Origin of the sequence: Streptomyces sp. NPDC005863 (assembly GCF_042871345.1) — a bacterium.
Classification (GTDB): Bacteria; Actinomycetota; Actinomycetes; order Streptomycetales; family Streptomycetaceae; genus Streptomyces.
The window spans coordinates 964,194-981,325 of sequence record NZ_JBIAII010000001.1; the positions used below are offsets into that span (position 1 = coordinate 964,194).

The 17,132-nt window shown below is 72.4% G+C and carries 15 protein-coding genes; 9 read left to right on the forward strand and 6 right to left on the reverse strand.

Annotation, left to right across the window (positions count from 1 at the left end):
- Nucleotides 1-44 precede the first annotated feature (44 nt).
- The 3 genes from ACFYO9_RS04125 to ACFYO9_RS04135 all read right to left on the reverse strand — a co-directional run bounded on the left by ACFYO9_RS04125 (nucleotide 45) and on the right by ACFYO9_RS04135 (nucleotide 3,283).
- Nucleotides 45-842, reverse strand: coding sequence for an enoyl-CoA hydratase-related protein (locus ACFYO9_RS04125; RefSeq protein WP_358777590.1), 798 nt, complete (start codon nucleotides 840-842; stop codon nucleotides 45-47).
- 91 nt (nucleotides 843-933) lie between these two features.
- Nucleotides 934-2,103, reverse strand: a complete 1,170-nt coding sequence (locus ACFYO9_RS04130; RefSeq protein WP_358777591.1) for an adenylate/guanylate cyclase domain-containing protein — start codon at nucleotides 2,101-2,103, stop codon at nucleotides 934-936.
- Nucleotides 2,104-2,407: 304 nt separating this feature from the next.
- Complete coding sequence (locus tag ACFYO9_RS04135; RefSeq protein WP_358777592.1) at nucleotides 2,408-3,283, reverse strand: biotin--[acetyl-CoA-carboxylase] ligase; 876 nt, start codon at nucleotides 3,281-3,283, stop codon at nucleotides 2,408-2,410.
- 127 nt (nucleotides 3,284-3,410) lie between these two features.
- Here ACFYO9_RS04135 and ACFYO9_RS04140 point away from each other — a divergent pair, with 127 nt between their 5' ends.
- From ACFYO9_RS04140 to ACFYO9_RS04155, 4 genes are all read left to right on the forward strand, one after another.
- A complete protein-coding gene (locus ACFYO9_RS04140) occupies nucleotides 3,411-5,069 on the forward strand; it encodes an acyl-CoA carboxylase subunit beta (RefSeq protein WP_358710328.1) in 1,659 nt (552 codons plus the stop codon).
- Nucleotides 5,070-5,103: 34 nt separating this feature from the next.
- A complete protein-coding gene (locus tag ACFYO9_RS04145; RefSeq protein WP_358777593.1) occupies nucleotides 5,104-5,310 on the forward strand; it encodes an acyl-CoA carboxylase epsilon subunit in 207 nt (68 codons plus the stop codon).
- 100 nt (nucleotides 5,311-5,410) lie between these two features.
- The gene (gene mmpB / locus ACFYO9_RS04150; RefSeq protein ID WP_355803484.1) at nucleotides 5,411-5,539 is read left to right on the forward strand and encodes a morphogenic membrane protein MmpB; all 129 of its coding nucleotides are present in this window, start codon (nucleotides 5,411-5,413) and stop codon (nucleotides 5,537-5,539) included.
- Between the two features lie 42 nt (nucleotides 5,540-5,581).
- Complete coding sequence (locus tag ACFYO9_RS04155; RefSeq protein ID WP_355803486.1) at nucleotides 5,582-6,190, forward strand: nucleoside triphosphate pyrophosphatase; 609 nt, start codon at nucleotides 5,582-5,584, stop codon at nucleotides 6,188-6,190.
- Here the strand turns inward: ACFYO9_RS04155 and ACFYO9_RS04160 are convergent.
- Nucleotides 6,168-6,620 (reverse strand): hypothetical protein, encoded by a 453-nt coding sequence (locus ACFYO9_RS04160; protein ID WP_358777594.1) that lies wholly within the window; start codon nucleotides 6,618-6,620, stop codon nucleotides 6,168-6,170. The genes ACFYO9_RS04155 and ACFYO9_RS04160 overlap by 23 nt on opposite strands.
- A 355-nt stretch (nucleotides 6,621-6,975) precedes the next feature.
- On the opposite strand from ACFYO9_RS04160, the gene ACFYO9_RS04165 reads away from it, so the two are divergent.
- Nucleotides 6,976-8,748, forward strand: coding sequence for a biotin carboxylase N-terminal domain-containing protein (locus ACFYO9_RS04165; protein ID WP_358777595.1), 1,773 nt, complete (start codon nucleotides 6,976-6,978; stop codon nucleotides 8,746-8,748).
- A 390-nt stretch (nucleotides 8,749-9,138) separates the two neighbouring features.
- Entirely contained in the window at nucleotides 9,139-9,702 is a 564-nt protein-coding gene (locus ACFYO9_RS04170; protein WP_355804195.1) for a helix-turn-helix domain-containing protein, read from the forward strand.
- Nucleotides 9,703-9,825: 123 nt separating this feature from the next.
- On the opposite strand, the gene ACFYO9_RS04175 is transcribed toward ACFYO9_RS04170, so the two are convergent.
- Complete coding sequence (locus ACFYO9_RS04175) at nucleotides 9,826-10,770, reverse strand: DeoR/GlpR family DNA-binding transcription regulator (protein ID WP_388666020.1); 945 nt, start codon at nucleotides 10,768-10,770, stop codon at nucleotides 9,826-9,828.
- A gap of 212 nt (nucleotides 10,771-10,982) precedes the next feature.
- On the reverse strand, nucleotides 10,983-12,431 hold the full coding sequence (locus tag ACFYO9_RS04180; protein ID WP_355803492.1) for an NAD(P)H-quinone dehydrogenase: 1,449 nt from the start codon (nucleotides 12,429-12,431) through the stop codon (nucleotides 10,983-10,985).
- 120 nt (nucleotides 12,432-12,551) lie between these two features.
- Here ACFYO9_RS04180 and ACFYO9_RS04185 point away from each other — a divergent pair, with 120 nt between their 5' ends.
- From ACFYO9_RS04185 to ACFYO9_RS04195, 3 genes are all read left to right on the forward strand, one after another.
- Nucleotides 12,552-12,989 carry a gamma-glutamylcyclotransferase gene (locus ACFYO9_RS04185; protein ID WP_355803494.1) on the forward strand — a complete coding sequence of 146 codons (438 nt, stop codon included), beginning with the start codon at nucleotides 12,552-12,554 and terminating at the stop codon, nucleotides 12,987-12,989.
- Nucleotides 12,990-13,199: 210 nt separating this feature from the next.
- Nucleotides 13,200-14,024 (forward strand): purine-nucleoside phosphorylase, encoded by an 825-nt coding sequence (locus tag ACFYO9_RS04190; RefSeq protein WP_355803495.1) that lies wholly within the window; start codon nucleotides 13,200-13,202, stop codon nucleotides 14,022-14,024.
- Between the two features lie 1,286 nt (nucleotides 14,025-15,310).
- The gene (locus ACFYO9_RS04195; RefSeq protein ID WP_358776700.1) at nucleotides 15,311-16,981 is read left to right on the forward strand and encodes a phospho-sugar mutase; all 1,671 of its coding nucleotides are present in this window, start codon (nucleotides 15,311-15,313) and stop codon (nucleotides 16,979-16,981) included.
- The last annotated feature ends 151 nt before the right edge of the window (nucleotides 16,982-17,132 follow it).

The window sequence follows — 17,132 nt, forward strand, 5'->3', positions numbered from 1 at the left end:
GACCGGGCCCTTCCGCCCGCCGGGCCCGCCCGTTCGCCGGGCCCCTACTCCCCCGGCCACTGCGGCTTCCGCTTCTCGTTGAACGCCGCCACACCCTCCGCCCGGTCCGCCGAGAACGCCACCGTCCGCCATGCCGCGTCCTCGACCTCCAGGCCGGCCCGCAGGTCGAGCCCGTGCCCGAGGCGCAGGGCGCGCTTGGCGGCGCGCAGCCCGACGGGCGAGTTGGCCGCGATGCGGGCGCCGAGCGCGAGCGCCTCCGTACGCGCCTCGCCCTCCCCCACGAGCATGTCCACCAGGCCCAGCTCCCGGGCCTCCGGCGCCTCCACGCGGCGGGCCGAGAAGATCAGCTCGGCGGCGCGGGCGGCGCCCACGCGGCGCGGCAGGAGCTGGGTGCCGCCACCGCCGGGGATGACGCCGACGGAGACCTCGGGGAGCCCGACCACGGCGGTCGGGTCGGCGACGATCAGGTCGCAGGAGAGCGCGAGCTCGAAGCCGCCGCCGAGCGCGAAGCCGTGCACGGCGGCGACGGTGGGCATGGGCAGCTCCAGGACGCCGGTGTACGAGGCGCGCGTGGTGGGGCGCTGGCGGCGCAGGTCGGCGTCGCTGAAGGAGTTGCGCTCCTTCAGGTCGGCGCCCACGCAGAAGGCCCGCTCGTGGGTGGAGGTCAGGACGACCACGCGGGCCTCCGCGTCCTCGGCGAGGGCGGCGCAGGCGGCCGAGAGGGAGCGGGCCATCTCGGTGGAGACGGCGTTCATCGCCTTGGGGCGGTCCAGGACGAGCTCGACGACGTGGCCGTGCCGCCTGGCCGCCACGTACTCCCCGTACCGCTGCTCGTCACCCATGACGCTCCTCCACCTCCGGTTAACGACCGTTACCCGGGGATCATGTCAGCCGGACCCGGCCGCGGGAAGGGCGTCCGGGTCCGGCGTCCGCTCAGGACGCGGGGGGAGCGCTCCGGCGGGCCAGCAGCCACGGCTCGACCACGCCGAGGCCGCGCACGGGCCGCTGCCACATGGGTTGCAGCGCGAAACGGTACGAGGGCGGCGCCTCGCCGTCCTTCTCGGCCCGCGCCGCGTCCTCCGCGGCCTGCGCCTCGGAGGCGGGCGCCTCGCCGGTGCGCGTGAGCTCCTCGGCGAGCGCGCCGTCGACGAGGACCGCGTCCCGGGGCGCTATCGAGGTGAGGCGGCTCGCGAGGTTCACGGTCGTGCCGAAGACGTCGCCCATGCGGGTGGTGACCGTGCCGAAGGCGATGCCGACGCGGAGCTCCGGCATGGTCTCGTCGTTGGCCATGGTCTCGATGAGGCGCAGGGCGATCTCGGCGGCGACGCCGGCGTCGTCGGCGGCGTAGAGCACCTCGTCGCCGAGGGTCTTGATGAGCCGCCCGCCGTGCGCGGCGACCAGGTCGGCCGCGGTGGTCTCGAAGGCCTCGACGAGTTCGCCGAGCTCCTCCTCCTCCATGCGGCGGGTCAGCCGGGTGAAGCCGACCAGGTCGGCGAAGCCGACGGCGAGGCGCCGGTCGACCATCTCCTCGTCGTCCGCGGCCTGTACCACGCGGCCGGTGGCGGCGGCGAGCTGGCGCCGCCACACGTAGACGAGGAACTCCTCCAGCTCGGGCAGGAGCAGCTCTATCAGCGGATACGTGACCTCGGTGCGGGTCATGCCGGGCTCGGGCGGCTCGGTGAGCCCCTCCAGGAAGGAGTCGATCTGCCACTCGGCGAGCCGGGCGGTGGTCTGTCCCGTGGACCGCGCCACCTGCACGGCCATCGCCTCGCTGAGCAGGCCCGCCTCGACGAGTCCTGCGAGCCGGCGCAGGGCGAGCACGTCCGCCTCGGTCAGCGCCTTGGCCTGGCCGATGTCGGGGAAGCCCATGGCCCGCCAGAAGCGGGACGCCAGCTCCATGGAGACGCCCGCGCTGCGGGCCGCCTGGAAGGGGGTGTAGCGGCGGTCGGCGCCGAGGATGAGCTGTTCGAGGCGGAGGGCGAGCGGGTCCTTCGCCGCGTCGTCCTCACCCTTCTCGACCACCTCGGGTACCTCGGGCACCCCGGGCCCGCCGTCGGGGGCGGGGTGTACGCCCTCGCCGGAACCCGTGTCGTCGACGGTCACGCCTGCTGCCCTTCCGATCTGCCGCGGTCAGGTTCGACCGGCGCCAACTTTACGGCAGGTGTGCCGCAGCTCACGTACGACTCCCGGGACCGGTGTCTTGACGGGGGCGCTGCCCCGCGGGGGACGTTGGCGGTTTTGGCGTCTGCCGGGTGCTGCCGGTCCGCGGCTGCGGGCGCGTCCTGGCTGATCGCGCAGTTCCCCGCGCCCCTTACGGGGCGCACCGTCACCCGTGCCGTCCTGCCCCCGCCATCGCGTCCGGCGGCTGCGGGCGCGTCCTGGCTGGGCGCGCGGTTCCCCGCGCCCCTTACGGGGTGCTCGCAGGGCGTAGGTGGATGATGTCACCCGCTCCTACCGGCTCCTGCATTCCCTTTTCCGTGGCCAGGACCAGGCGGCCGTCGGCGTCCACCGCTACCGCCTCGCCCTCGATCGAGCGGTCGCCGGGGAGTTCCGCGCGGACGCGGCGGCCGAGCGTGGCGCAGCCGGCGGCGTAGGTCTCCTGGAGGCGGGAGGCGGCCGGGTCGCCCGCCGCCTCGCGCCAGTCCCCGTACCACCGCTCCAGGGAGCGCAGCACGGCCCGCAGCAGCGGATCGCGGTCCGTCGTGCCCGCGCCGGCCAGGGCGAGGGAGCCGGCCGTGGGCACCGGCAACTCCTCCGCGCGCAGGGTGACGTTGATGCCGACGCCGACCACGACACCCCCGCCGCCGGCCGACGACGCCCCCGCCCGCTCCACGAGGATGCCGCCTGCCTTGCGCTCCTCATCGCCGACGGTCACCAGGAGGTCGTTGGGCCACTTGAGCGCGGTGTCCACGCCGGCCACCTGGGACAGCCCCGTGGCGACGGCGACGCCGGTGAGCAGCGGCAGCCACCCCCACCGTTCGACGGGCACCTCGTCGGGCTTGAGCAGCACCGAGAAGAAGAGCCCGGAGCGGGCGGGCGCGGACCACCGCCGGTCCAGGCGCCCGCGGGCCGCGCTCTGCTCCTCGGCGACGAGCACCGCGCCCTCGGGGAGCTCGTCGGCCCGCACCGCGAGGTCGGAGTTGGTGGAACCGGTGGCGGCCACCACGTCCAGGGAGGACCACAGCCCGCCCTCCCGCACCAGCGCCCTGCGCAGGGAAGCGGCGTTCAGCGGCGGGCGGTCCAGGTCGGACCAGCGGTTGTCTTCAGCATCTGGCGGCGTCATGCAAGCCACCTTAGGTGTGGTAAACGCCGCACTGCCGAACCGTATCGGCGCCGATACGCTACGGGTCAGTAGCCAGCCGCACCGCCGTTAGACAAGCCCCTTTGAGCAGGCAGGGAGCCGCATCCCGATGTCCGAGCCGGAAGAGCCCAACGTGCCCGCGCAAGACCGCAGCGCCGACGACCGCGCCGACGACCGCGCCGACAACGGCGCCATCGACATCCATACCACCGCGGGAAAGCTCGCCGACCTGCAGCGCCGCATCGAGGAGGCCAAGCACGCGGGTTCGGCCCGCGCGGTCGAGAAGCAGCATGCCAAGGGGAAGCTGACGGCCCGCGAGCGCATTGAACTCCTGCTCGACGAGGGCTCCTTCGTCGAGCTCGACGAGTTCGCGCAGCACCGCTCGACCAACTTCGGCCTGGAGAAGAACCGGCCGTACGGCGACGGCGTGGTGACCGGCTACGGCACGGTCGACGGCCGCCCGGTCGCCGTGTTCTCGCAGGACTTCACCGTCTTCGGCGGCGCGCTCGGCGAGGTCTTCGGCCAGAAGATCGTCAAGGTCATGGACTTCGCCCTGAAGACCGGCTGTCCGGTCATCGGCATCAACGACTCCGGCGGCGCCCGCATCCAGGAGGGCGTCATGGCCCTCGGCATGTACGGCGAGATCTTCCGCCGCAACACCCACGCGTCCGGCGTGATCCCGCAGATCAGCCTGGTCGTCGGCCCGTGCGCGGGCGGCGCCGTCTACTCCCCCGCCATCACCGACTTCACGGTCATGGTCGACCAGACGTCGCACATGTTCATCACCGGACCCGACGTCATCAAGACCGTCACCGGTGAGGACGTCGGGTTCGAGGAGCTGGGCGGCGCGCGCACCCACAACTCGGCGTCGGGCGTGGCCCACCACATGGCGGGCGACGAGAAGGACGCGATCGAGTACGTCAAGTCCCTGCTCTCGTACCTGCCTTCGAACAACCTCAGCGAGCCGCCGGCCTTCCCCGAGGAGGCCGACCTGGCGCCCACGGACGAGGACCTGGCGCTGGACACGCTGATCCCGGACAGCGCCAACCAGCCGTACGACATGCACGGCGTCATCGAACACGTCCTGGACGACGGCGAGTTCTTCGAGACGCAGCCGCTGTTCGCGCCGAACATCCTCACCGGCTTCGGCCGTATCGAGGGCCGGCCGGTGGGCATCGTCGCCAACCAGCCGACCCAGTTCGCCGGTTGTCTGAACATCGACGCGTCCGAGAAGGGCGCCCGCTTCGTCCGCACCTGCGACGCGTTCAACGTCCCGGTCATCACCTTCGTGGACGTGCCGGGCTTCCTGCCGGGCGTCGAGCAGGAGCACACCGGCATCATCCGCCGCGGCGCGAAGCTCATCTACGCGTACGCGGAGGCCACCGTGCCGCTGATCACGGTCATCACGCGCAAGGCCTTCGGCGGCGCGTACGACGTGATGGGCTCCAAGCACCTGGGCGCCGACCTGAACCTGGCGTGGCCGACCGCGCAGATCGCGGTGATGGGCGCGCAGGGCGCGGTGAACGTGCTGCACCGCCGCACCATCGCCGCGGCCGGCGACGAGACGGCCCAGGAGGAGACCCGGGCCCGGCTGATCCAGGAGTACGAGGACGCCCTGCTCAACCCGTACACGGCGGCCGAGCGCGGCTACGTGGACGCGGTGATCATGCCGTCGGAGACCCGGTCCCATCTCGTACGCGGCCTGCGTCAGCTGCGCACGAAGCGGGAATCCCTGCCTCCGAAGAAGCACGGCAACATCCCCCTCTAGTCCCTCAGGTCCTCTAGTCCCTCAGGGAGGGCTCATGATCAAGGTCGTACGGGGCAACCCGACCCCGGAGGAGCTGGCCGCCGCCCTGGCGGTGGTCCAGGCGCGCGCCGCGGCGCTGGCCGCCGGCACGCCCGGCGCGCCCGAGCCGTCCGCCGCGTGGGCCGACCCCGCACGGGTGGCCCGCCACCGGCTGCCCGCGCCCTCACCGACGGCGTGGGGCCGCACGTACTGGCCGGGCTAGGCACGGGGGCCGATGAGCACAGCCGATGGGCACAGCGGGCCGGGGAACTTGAGTACGCGTACTCAGGTGTCCCGGCCCGTCCGGTCGCACCATCGAATGCATGCTGTGGTCGGACCCCGAGAACAACCCTCCCAAGGACATGCGGGACCTGCAGGCGAAAATGCGCCGCGCGGGCCTCGTACTCGCCCTGGCCATGGTCGTGGCGATGTTCGTGCTGGGCATCCACTAGGGAGCCGGCCGCTGCCGGGCGGCGCTCGTTACGCTGACCCCCATGACAGATCAGCCCCGCCGTCTCGTCCTCGCCTCCCAGTCCCCCGCCCGGCTCGGCCTGCTCCGCCAGGCGGGCCTCGCCCCCGAGGTGATCGTCAGCGGTGTCGACGAGGACAAGGTGTCCGCGCCCACCCCCGCCGAACTCGCCCTCGCACTGGCCGAGGCCAAGGCCTCCGTGGTCGCCGCGCGGCCGGACGCCAAGGGCGCGCTGGTGATCGGCTGCGACTCGGTCCTGGAACTGGACGGACAGGCGCTCGGCAAGCCGGCCGACGCCGAGGAGGCCACCGCCCGCTGGAAGGCCATGCGCGGCCGCGCGGGCGTCCTGCAGACGGGCCACTGCGTCCACGACACCGTCTCCGGGCGGTACGTGTCGGCGACGGCGTCGACCGTGGTGCGGTTCGGCGAGCCCTCCGACGCCGAGGTCGCGGCGTACGTCGCGAGCGGCGAACCGCTGCACGTGGCGGGGGCGTTCACCCTGGACGGCCGTTCGGCGCCGTTCGTCGAGGGCATCGAGGGCGACCACGGCAACGTCATCGGCCTCTCGCTGCCCCTGCTGCGCCGCCTGCTGGCGGAACTGGGCGTCGGCATCACGGAGTTGTGGCAGCGGTAGGCACCCCGACCGCGTCGCCCGCCCCGCCGTCCCGCTGCGCCTTCTTCTCGTACGCCACGAGTGGCAGGACGATCAGGCCGAGCACGACCATCATGAAGACGAACGCGACCCAGCCCACCAGGCCCACGCAGAAGGCGCCGAGCAGGCCGTGCACGACGGCGCAGCTGATCAGGAGCACCCGGCCGAAGGTGCCGGGGGCGCGGTCGCGGGCGGCGGTGCGGGCCAGCACGACGGCGCACAGCGCGAGGTAGCCGCCGAAGAGGAGGCCGGCGATCCAGGTCGAGACGGTCATCGCGTGCGGGTCGAGTCCGGCGAGGGACATGTCCTGCTTGTCGACGACGAGGCCGAGGAACCAGTTGAGGAGCGCGATACCGACCGCCTCCGCGAGAAGAACGACCGCTCCCAGCCAGGCCACCGGTCTGCGCGCCACGGCGCCCCACCCACTCTCCGCTGCTGTTACCCCTAGTACGTTCGAGCCGCCGTGAACGCTACTAACCGGTAAACCCCAGGACAAGAGCTGTGCCGCAGGCAAAGAATCATTGGGCCATTCGTAGGGACTCCACAAAGAAAGCCCCGCGTCGGCAGCGCTGACTCACAGAGACCTTGACCACATCGGAGGGCTACGCTGCGGTGGAGGGACCCTGTGTACCGCGGTACGACAAGGGATTTCGCGGACCTAGCCAACCTCGAGTCACACTCCGTGTGGGCAAGCTCACCATTGGGGACGGGTCGTAAGCCCGTGTCGGCAGTCCCTAAACTCGGCTTGTTTCAAGGAGGGAGCCATCGTGCGCAAGGTGCTCATCGCCAACCGTGGCGAAATCGCTGTCCGCGTTGCTCGGGCATGCCGGGATGCAGGGATCGCGAGCGTAGCCGTCTACGCAGACCCGGACCGGGACGCTCTGCATGTACGGGCAGCCGATGAGGCGTTCGCGCTGGGCGGTGACACTCCGGCCACCAGCTACCTGGACATCTCCAAGGTGCTGGCCGCGGCCAAGGACGCGGGGGCGGACGCCATCCACCCCGGATACGGCTTCCTTTCGGAGAACGCCGACTTCGCGCAGGCCGTCATCGACGCGGGCCTGAACTGGATCGGCCCGCCGCCGCAGGCCATCCGTGACCTGGGCGACAAGGTCGCCGCGCGGCACATCGCGCAGCGCGCCGGCGCCCCGCTGGTCGCGGGCACGCCGGACCCGGTGTCGGGCGCCGACGAGGTCGTCGCCTTCGCCGAGGCCAACGGCCTGCCGATCGCGATCAAGGCGGCGTTCGGCGGTGGCGGCCGCGGTCTGAAGGTGGCCCGCACCCTCGAAGAGGTCCCCGAGCTGTACGACTCCGCGGTGCGCGAGGCCGTGGCGGCCTTCGGCCGCGGCGAGTGCTTCGTCGAGCGCTACCTCGACAAGCCGCGGCACGTGGAGACCCAGTGCCTGGCCGACAAGCACGGCAACGTGGTGGTCGTCTCGACCCGTGACTGCTCACTGCAGCGCCGCCACCAGAAGCTCGTCGAGGAGGCGCCCGCGCCGTTCCTGTCCGCCGAGCAGACCGCGCAGCTGTACACCGCCTCCAAGGCGATCCTCAAGGAAGCCGGCTATGTCGGCGCGGGCACCGTGGAGTTCCTCGTCGGTGTCGACGGCACGATCTCCTTCCTGGAGGTCAACACCCGTCTGCAGGTGGAGCACCCGGTCACCGAGGAAGTCGCCGGCATCGACCTCGTACGCGAGATGTTCCGCATCGCCGACGGCGAGGAGCTCGGCTACGGCGACCCCGAACTGCGCGGTCACTCCTTCGAGTTCCGCATCAACGGCGAGGACCCGGGCCGGGGCTTCCTGCCCGCGCCCGGCACCGTCACCACCTTCGCCCCGCCGTCGGGCCCCGGCGTCCGCCTGGACGCGGGCGTGGAGTCCGGCTCGGTCATCGGCCCGGCGTGGGACTCGCTCCTCGCCAAGCTGATCGTCACCGGCGCCACGCGTGAGCAGGCGCTGCAGCGCGCCTCCCGCGCCCTCGAGGAGTTCACGGTGGAGGGCATGGCCACGGCCATCCCGTTCCACCGTGCCGTCGTCAAGGACCCGGCGTTCGCACCGGAACTGACCGGCTCCAGCGACCCGTTCACGGTCCACACCCGGTGGATCGAGACCGAGTTCGTCAACGAGATCCCCCCGTTCACGGCCTCCGCGGACGCCGAGACGGACGAGGAGCCGGGCCGCGAGACGGTCGTCGTCGAGGTCGGCGGCAAGCGCCTTGAGGTCTCGCTGCCGTCCTCCCTCGGCATGACGATCGCGCGCACCGCGGCGGCGGGCGGCGCCCGTCCCAAGCGCCGCGCAGCCAAGAAGTCCGGCCCGGCCGCCTCCGGCGACACCCTCGCCTCGCCCATGCAGGGCACGATCGTCAAGGTCGCGGTCGAGGAGGGCCAGGAGGTCAACGAGGGCGACCTCATCGTCGTCCTGGAGGCCATGAAGATGGAACAGCCCCTGAACGCCCACCGCTCGGGCACGATCAAGGGCCTCACCGCGGAGGTGGGCGCAAGCCTGACGTCCGGCGCGGTGATCTGCGAGATCAAGGACTGACCCACGGGGTCGCCGGGGCCGCGCTGGACGTTCCAGCACGGCCCCGGCGACATTTTTTGCCCCGCCCCGCGGTCGTTTCAGCCCGCCCGGCCGGGATCTCAGCCCGTCCGGCGCTTGAGGACGAACTCGGCGAAGCCGGTGATAACCGAGCCCCGGCGCCGCCGGAATCTCAGCCCGTCCGGCGCTTGAGGACGAACTCGGCGAAGCCGGTGATAACCGAGCCCCGGCACCGCCAAGCCGCCGGCCAGGCAGTGGCATCCTTGATGTACGCGTACGTCCACGAAAGGTGCGGGGATGACGACCGGCACGGGCCACCAGGCGAGGACGCCCCAGTCGACGCAGATGGCACAGTCGGCCCAAACCGCGCACCCCGCGCAATCCGCGCGAGCGATGCGCGCCGACGCCCGCCGCAACTACGACCGCCTGCTCGCCGAGGCCCGCTCGGCCTTCGCGGAGCACGGCACGGGCACATCCCTGGAGGACGTCGCACGCCGCGCAGGCGTCGGCATCGGCACGCTCTACCGGCACTTCCCCAACCGGCACGCGCTGATGAGCGCGGTCTGGGAGGACGCGGTCAGCGACCTGCTCGCCCGCTCGCACGCCCTGCTCGACGACCCGCAGCCCTGCGCGGCGATGGTGGCGTGGCTGCGCGCCATCATCACTCATGCGGGTGAGTACCGCGGCCTGTCGAGCGCGCTCATGTCGGCGTCGCACGACGCCACTTCGGCGCTCGCGCGGTGCAGCATGCCGATGCGCGAGGCGGGCGCGGCGCTGCTCGCCCGCGCGCAGGAGGCGGGGGCGATCCGCCCCGACGTCTCCATCGCCGACCTGTTGCAGCTGACCAACGCGATCTCGCTGGCGGCCGAGGAGACCCCGGACGACCCGGAGTTGGCCGACCGGCTGCTCATGCTGACGCTACGGGGCCTTAAGGCCGACGGGCAGCCGGCAACGTAACACCGCAACCGCACCGAGCCGCCCCAGCCACCCCGCACCACCCCGCACCGCCCCGTACCGCCCGATCGCTCACGACCGACCGCGGCCCCGCGCCTCGCGCGCGGACCCGCGGCCGCCCAGGGCTCAGCGGCGGCGCAGGTCGGCGACGCGCGCGGCCCGCTCCCCGGGCGGCTGCTCCCCGAGAAGTGCGCTGCGCAGTTGCTGGCCGGGCCCCGCCCCGTGGTTGCGGCGCTGGCCCGGCAGGGGCACGTCCCGCTCCCTGCGCGGCTGCTGGCGCGCCGCCTGGACGGGCTCGGCACCGGAAGCCGCGCCCGGGGCGGCCGCCCCGCCCGCCACCGTGATCTGCACGCCCTGGTCGGCCAGGGCCTGCAGTTCGGTGGCCGCCCGGTCGTCGTGACCCGGCGGCTCGTCCGTGACGAGACGGGTGATGACGTCCGTCGGCACCGTCTGGAACATCGTGTCGGTGCCGAGCTTGGTGTGGTCCGCGAGGACCACGACCTCGGCCGCCGCCTGGACCAGCGCGCGGTCCACGCTCGCGGAGAGCATGTTGGACGTGGAGAGGCCGCGCTCGGCGGTCAGACCACTGCCCGACAGGAAGGCGCGCGTCACCCGCAGCCCCTGGAGGGACTGTTCGGCACCGCTGCCCACCAGCGCGTAGTTCGAGCCGCGCAGGGTGCCCCCGGTCATGACGACTTCGACCCGGTTGGCGTGGGCCAATGCCTGTGCCACCAGCAGGGAGTTGGTGACGACGGTCAGGCCGGGTACCCGCGCGAGCCGTCGGGCCAGCTCCTGCGTGGTCGTACCCGCCCCGACGACGATGGCTTCGCCCTCTTCGACGAGGCCCGCCGCGAGATCGGCGATGGCCGTCTTCTCGGCGGTCGCGAGATGTGATTTCTGCGGAAAGCCGGACTCCCGCGTGAATCCGCCCGGCAATACCGCACCGCCATGTCGGCGGTCGAGGAGTCCTTCTGCCTCCAGCGCGCGCACGTCCCGCCGTACGGTCACTTCGGAGGTCTGGACGACGCGGGCGAGCTCACGGAGCGATACCGCACCGTTGGCCCGCACCATTTCGAGGATCAATTGGCGACGTTCTGCAGCGAACACGAAACTGACAGTAACCCCAACGACCGTCTGCTTTCAGCAGTTTGCGCCGAATTACAGAAGTTGTTCGCACGACTGGGTGGGAAGTGGTATAGGTGCTTACTCTCCCCGCCTATGCCGCACGAATGGGCGACAACAGTGCGTGACCTGCGGGGAGTTGTTCCCGGCCGCCGCGGCGATCAGGCCTCGCCCGCCGTCTTGCGCGTGTGGAGCTGACGCGCGACCTCCGCGATCGACCCCGAAAGCGACGGGTACACGGTGAACGCATTCGCGATCTGCTCGACCGTCAGATTGTTGTCGACCGCGATCGAGATGGGGTGGATCAGTTCCGAGGCGCGCGGTGCGACGACGACACCGCCGACCACGATTCCGGTGCCGGGGCGGCAGAAGATCTTGACGAAACCGTCCCGGATGCCCTGCATCTTCGCGCGCGGATTGCGCAGCAGCGGAAGCTTGACGACGCGGGCGTCGATCTTTCCGGCGTCGACGTCGGACTGGCTGTAGCCGACGGTCGCGATCTCCGGGTCGGTGAAGACGTTCGCGGAGACGGCCTTCAGGTTCAGCGGCTGCACGGCGTCGCCCAGGAAGTGGTACATCGCGATGCGGCCCTGCATGGCGGCGACGGAGGCGAGCGCGAAGATGCCGGTGACGTCACCGGCGGCGTAGACACCGGGGGCCGAGGTCCGCGAGACCTTGTCGGTCCAGATGTGCCCGGAGTCCTTGAGCTTGACCCCGGCCTCCTCCAGGCCCATGCCGCTGCTGTTGGGGATGGCGCCGACGGCCATCAGGCAGTGCGAACCGGTGATGACGCGGCCGTCGTCGAGCGTGACCTCGACGCGGTCCCCGACGCGCTTGGCGGAGGCGGCGCGGGAGCGGGACATGACGTTCATGCCGCGCCGGCGGAAGACGTCCTCCAGGACGGCGGCGGCGTCCGGGTCCTCGCCGGGCAGCACGCGGTCGCGGCTGGAGACCAGGGTGACGTTGGAACCGAGCGCCTGGTAGGCGCCGGCGAACTCGGCACCGGTCACACCCGAGCCGACCACGATGAGCTCCTCGGGCAGCTCGTCGAGGTCGTAGACCTGCGTCCAGTTCAGGATCCGCTCGCCGTCGGGCTGGGCGTCCGGGACCTCGCGGGGGTGGCCGCCGGTCGCGAGGAGCACGGCGTCGGCGACGAGGGTCTCCTCGGTCCCGTCGGCGGCTCGCACGACCACCTTGCGCGAGCCGTCGGTGTCCTGCTGGCCCTCCAGCCGGCCCCGGCCGCGCAGCACGCGCGCGCCCGCACGCGTGACGGACGCGGTGATGTCGTGGGACTGGGCGAGAGCGAGCCGCTTCACCCGGCGGTTGACCTTCCCCAGGTCCACGCCGACGACCCGCGCGGGGGTGTCGATGTGCGGGGTGTCGTCGGCGACGATGATCCCCAGCTCTTCGTACGACGAGTCGAAGGTGGTCATCACCTCGGCCGTCGCGATCAGAGTCTTGGACGGCACGCAGTCGGTGAGCACCGACGCCCCGCCCAGACCGTCGCAGTCGACGACGGTCACCTCCGCGCCGAGCTGGGCGGCCACAAGAGCCGCCTCGTATCCGCCGGGTCCGCCGCCAATGATCACGATCCGAGTCACGTACTCCATTGTCCCGCACGCTTCAAGGTGCTCACGCGCCGGGGCCCGCCGTCCGTGGAACGGCCCTCGTCGGGGCGGTCCTCCCGCTACGTGAGGGGCCTACGTGATTGCTGCCGTACCCTCGACCACATGTCGCTCTACGCCGCGTACGCCGGCAATCTGGATCCGCGGCTCATGTCACGCCGCGCCCCGCACTCACCGCTGCGCGCGACCGGCTGGCTGAACGGCTGGCGGCTCACCTTCGGCGGCGAGCACATGGGATGGGAAGGGGCCCTCGCCACGATCGTGGAGGCCCCCCGTTCGCAGGTCTTCGTCACGCTCTACGACATCGCTCCCATGGACGAGGAGTCCATGGACCGGTGGGAGGGCGTCGGCATGGACATCTACCGGCGCATGCGGGTGCGGGTGCACACGCTGGAGGCCGAGGAACCCGCCTGGGTGTACGTGCTCAACGGGTACGAGGGCGGGCTGCCCTCGGCGCGCTATCTGGGCGAGCTCGCGGACGCCGCGGAGTCAGCCGGGGCGCCCCACGACTACGTGATGGAACTGCGCAAGCGCCCCTGCTGAGGACGGCCCGACAGCGCGCTCTCCGGCGACGGGGCGGGCACGGCCGGCTACGGGGCGGGCACGGCCGGCTACGGGGCGGGCACGGCCGGCTACGGGGCGGGCACTCTCCGAACCCGATCACACTCTCGTCGGAAACGACAAGACAACGATCGGAATCCCGTGAGCATCGTCATCTACGCGCGTAGGCCATAAACGGCTACTCTCGTCCGCGTGAACGCTTCAGTTATTCCGGACAGCATCCAGGGCGACCCCTACGCCGCCGCCGACGCCGCCGCCGCGCGCCTGCGTGAGCTGACGGGCGCCGAGACCCACGACGTCGCCCTCGTGATGGGCTCCGGCTGGGCGCCGGCCGTCGAGGCGCTCGGCGCCCCCGAGGCCGAGTTCCCCGTCACCGAGCTGCCGGGCTTCCCGCCGCCGGCCGTCGAGGGCCACGGGGGCCGCATCCGCTCCTTCAAGGTCGGCGACAAGCGCGCGCTGGTCTTCCTGGGCCGCACGCACTACTACGAGGGCCGCGGTGTGGCCGCCGTCGCGCACGGCGTGCGGACCGCCGTCGCCGCCGGCTGCAAGACCATCGTGCTGACCAACGGCTGCGGTGGCCTGCGCGAGGGCATGCGGCCCGGGCAGCCGGTGCTGATCAGCGACCACCTGAACCTGACGGCGACGTCGCCGATCGTCGGCGCGAACTTCGTCGACCTGACGGACCTCTACTCGCCGCGGCTGCGGGCCCTCTGCAAGGAGGTCGACCCCTCGCTCGAGGAGGGCGTCTACGCGCAGTTCCCCGGCCCGCACTACGAGACGCCCGCGGAGATCCGCATGGCCCGCACGATCGGTGCGGACCTGGTCGGCATGTCCACGGTCCTCGAGGCGATCGCCGCGCGCGAGGCGGGTGCGGAGGTGCTCGGCATCTCCCTGGTCACGAATCTTGCCGCGGGCATGACGGGTGAGCCCCTCAACCACGAGGAGGTCCTCCAGGCGGGCCGCGACAGCGCGACGCGCATGGGTGAGCTGCTGGGGAAGGTGCTGGACCGCCTGTAACGGTGCGGTGGCCGGGGGCGGCCTGAACGGGTTACCTCGCCTGCGCCTACGCCTGGGGCGGCCTGAACGGTTACCTCGCCTGCGCCTGCGCCTGGGGCGCCCTGAACGGTTACCTCGCTTGCGCCGGGGTCGGCCCCCGCGGATCCTCGCGCCCGGCGCCGGGGCGGGGGCCCGCACTGCCGGTGGCCCCGCGCCGCCCTGCCGGGTACGTCATGGTTCGTGGCCCCGCGCCGCCGCGTCCGGGGTACGGAACGGTTCGTGGCCCCGCGCCGCCGTTCCGGGTACGGAACCGTTGGTGGCCCTGCGCCGCCACTCCCCGCACGAACAGGCCCGCCGCTCCGCGGCGGATGTATCCCACCCACCCACCCGTTCACCCCGCGACGCATGGCGGGGGTAGGGGCGGGTGGGACCGATCGGCCGGCACCTCGGGCGGGAGGGGGTGGGGGGTGCCTCGCGTCGTACACCGGGGGTGGGGGGTGGGGTTTGCCTCGCGTCGTACACCAGGGCTGGGAGGTCGCCTCGCGTCCAACGCCGGGGGTGGGAGGTGGGGTTTGCCTCGCGTCCAACGCCGGGGTTGGGAAGTGGGGTTTGCCTCGCATCCAACGCCGGACCTGAGGGTGGGGCTATGCCTCGCGTCGCCTGTGGAGGGGTGAAGGCTTTGCCTCACGTCGTAGGCCGGACCCGCCGGAGGGCCTCGTGTCGTACACCCGACGCAGGGTGGGGCTTTGCCTCACGTCGTACGCCGGACCCGCCAGAGGCCCCCTGTCGTACACCCGACGCAGGGTGGGGCTTTGCCTCACGTCGTACGCCGGACCCGCCAGAGGCCCCCTGTCGTACACCCGACGCAGGGTGGGCTTTGCCTCGCGCCGTATGCCGGGTCCGCCGGAGGGCCTCGTGTCGTACGTACGCCCGGCCGGGACCGCACCCGGACGCTCCGGGCGTTTGCGTCGGGGCCTGGTGCGGGACAAGGAGCTGGGGCGGTGGTGGGTGCGTGCAAGCCGTATCGGGCTCGCGGTCGCCGGCCACCCACACACCCCCCGGCGGTCCCCGGACCGGGCCGCACCCGCGTACGAGACGCGAGGGGACGTGGGGGTATGTGCGCACGGAGCACCGAGCCAGCAATAGCCCCGCCATCCGTCAGGCGTGGCGAACAGTGGATAGCGAGTACGCACATACCCCCGCGGCCCCGCACCCACAAACGGACAGAACGCGCAGACCCCGGCCCCCACGCTCCCGCTCGCAGCAAAAACGACCCACCCATCCGCCCAGGAGAGGCTGAAGAAACCGTGCAGATCGCGCAGGACACCTCCGAACTCATCGCCCGCGCCCAGACCTGGCTCGCCGAGGACCCGGACCCCGACACCCGCGAAGAGCTCGCCAAGCTCATCGACGCCGAGGACACCGCCGAGCTCACCGCACGTTTCGCCGGCACCCTCCAGTTCGGCACCGCCGGCCTCCGCGGCGAACTCGGCGCCGGCCCCATGCGGATGAACCGCGCCGTGGTCATCCGCGCCGCCGCCGGCCTCGCCGCGTACCTGAAGGCCAAGGGCCAGACCGACGGCCCCGTCGTCATCGGCTACGACGCCCGCCACAAGTCCGCCGACTTCGCCCGCGACACCGCCGCCGTCATGACCGGCGCCGGCCTGCGCGCCGCCGTCCTCCCCCGCCCCCTCCCCACCCCCGTCCTCGCCTTCGCCATAAGGCACCTCGGCGCGGTCGCGGGCGTGGAGGTCACCGCCAGCCACAACCCCCCGCGCGACAACGGCTACAAGGTCTACCTCGGCGACGGCTCCCAGATCGTCCCGCCCGCCGACGCGGAGATCGCCGCCGAGATCGACGCGATCCGCAGCCTCGACGACGTGCCCCGCCCCGAGACCGGCTGGGAAACCCTCGACGACGACGTCCTGGCGGCCTACCTGGCCCGTACGGACGCCGTCCTGGCCCCCGGCTCCCCCCGCACCGCCCGCGTCGTCTACACGGCCATGCACGGCGTCGGCAAGGACACCCTCCTGGCCGCCTTCGACCGCGCCGGCTTCCCCGCGCCCACCCTCGTCGCCGAGCAGGCCGAGCCGGACCCGGACTTCCCGACGGTCGCGTTCCCGAACCCGGAGGAGCCGGGCGCGATGGACCTGGCCTTCGCGACGGCGGCCCGTACCACCCCCGCCCCCGACCTGATCATCGCCAACGACCCGGACGCGGACCGCTGCGCCGCCGCCGTCAAGGACGGCACGAACGAAACGGACGGCGCGGACTGGCGCATGCTCCGGGGCGACGAGGTCGGCGCCCTGCTCGCCGCCCACCTGGTCGCCCGCGGCGCCCACGGCACCTTCGCCGAGTCGATCGTCTCCTCCTCGCTGCTCGGCCGGATCGCCGAGAAGGCGGGCCTCCCGTACGAGGAGACGCTGACCGGCTTCAAGTGGATCGCCCGCGTGGACGGCCTGCGGTACGGCTACGAGGAGGCGCTCGGTTACTGCGTGGACCCCGAGGGCGTACGCGACAAGGACGGCATCACCGCCGCCCTCCTGCTGACCGAACTCGCGTCCGAGCTGAAGGAGCAGGGCCGCACCTTCCTGGACCTCCTCGACGACCTCGCCCTGGAGCACGGCCTGCACGCCACCGACCAGCTGTCGGTCCGCGTGGAGGACCTGTCCCTGATCGCGGACGCGATGCGCCGCCTGCGCGAGCAGCCGCCGACGGAGCTCGCGGGCCTGCCGGTGACCAAGGCGGAGGACCTGACGCAGGGCACGGAGTCCCTGCCGCCCACGGACGGCCTGCGCTACACGCTCGACGGCGCCCGGGTGATCGTCCGCCCGAGCGGCACGGAGCCGAAGCTCAAGTGCTACCTGGAGGTGGTGGTTCCGGTGTCGTCCAGGGCGGACCTGCCGCAGGCCCGTACGAAGGCGACCGAGACGCTGGCGACGATCAAGCGGGACCTGTCGGCGGCAGCGGGCATCTGACCAACCCGCACCACCCGGCCCGCGCGGGGGCCACACAAAGCAGCCCACCCCCGCGCGGGGCCACCCCAAGGCGCCCCCGCCAGCCCCCGCACCACCCGTAAGAGTGGTTCCGCTCCCGCACATGCCGCAGCGGCCCGGTGCGCTGCCGGTC

Excerpts from the sequence above, each read along its gene's own strand:
- ACFYO9_RS04125 (WP_358777590.1), bottom strand. The coding sequence starts at position 842 with ATGGGTGACGAGCAGCGGTACGGGGAGTACGTGGCGGCCAGGCGGCAC.
- ACFYO9_RS04135 (WP_358777592.1), bottom strand. The coding sequence starts at position 3,283 with ATGACGCCGCCAGATGCTGAAGACAACCGCTGGTCCGACCTGGACCGC.
- ACFYO9_RS04140 (WP_358710328.1), top strand. The coding sequence starts at position 3,411 with ATGTCCGAGCCGGAAGAGCCCAACGTGCCCGCGCAAGACCGCAGCGCC.
- ACFYO9_RS04145 (WP_358777593.1), top strand. The coding sequence starts at position 5,104 with ATGATCAAGGTCGTACGGGGCAACCCGACCCCGGAGGAGCTGGCCGCC.
- mmpB (WP_355803484.1), top strand. The coding sequence starts at position 5,411 with ATGCTGTGGTCGGACCCCGAGAACAACCCTCCCAAGGACATGCGGGAC.
- ACFYO9_RS04155 (WP_355803486.1), top strand. The coding sequence starts at position 5,582 with ATGACAGATCAGCCCCGCCGTCTCGTCCTCGCCTCCCAGTCCCCCGCC.
- ACFYO9_RS04170 (WP_355804195.1), top strand. The coding sequence starts at position 9,139 with ATGCGCGCCGACGCCCGCCGCAACTACGACCGCCTGCTCGCCGAGGCC.
- ACFYO9_RS04175 (WP_388666020.1), bottom strand. The coding sequence starts at position 10,770 with ATGGTGCGGGCCAACGGTGCGGTATCGCTCCGTGAGCTCGCCCGCGTC.
- ACFYO9_RS04180 (WP_355803492.1), bottom strand. The coding sequence starts at position 12,431 with ATGGAGTACGTGACTCGGATCGTGATCATTGGCGGCGGACCCGGCGGA.
- ACFYO9_RS04185 (WP_355803494.1), top strand. The coding sequence starts at position 12,552 with ATGTCGCTCTACGCCGCGTACGCCGGCAATCTGGATCCGCGGCTCATG.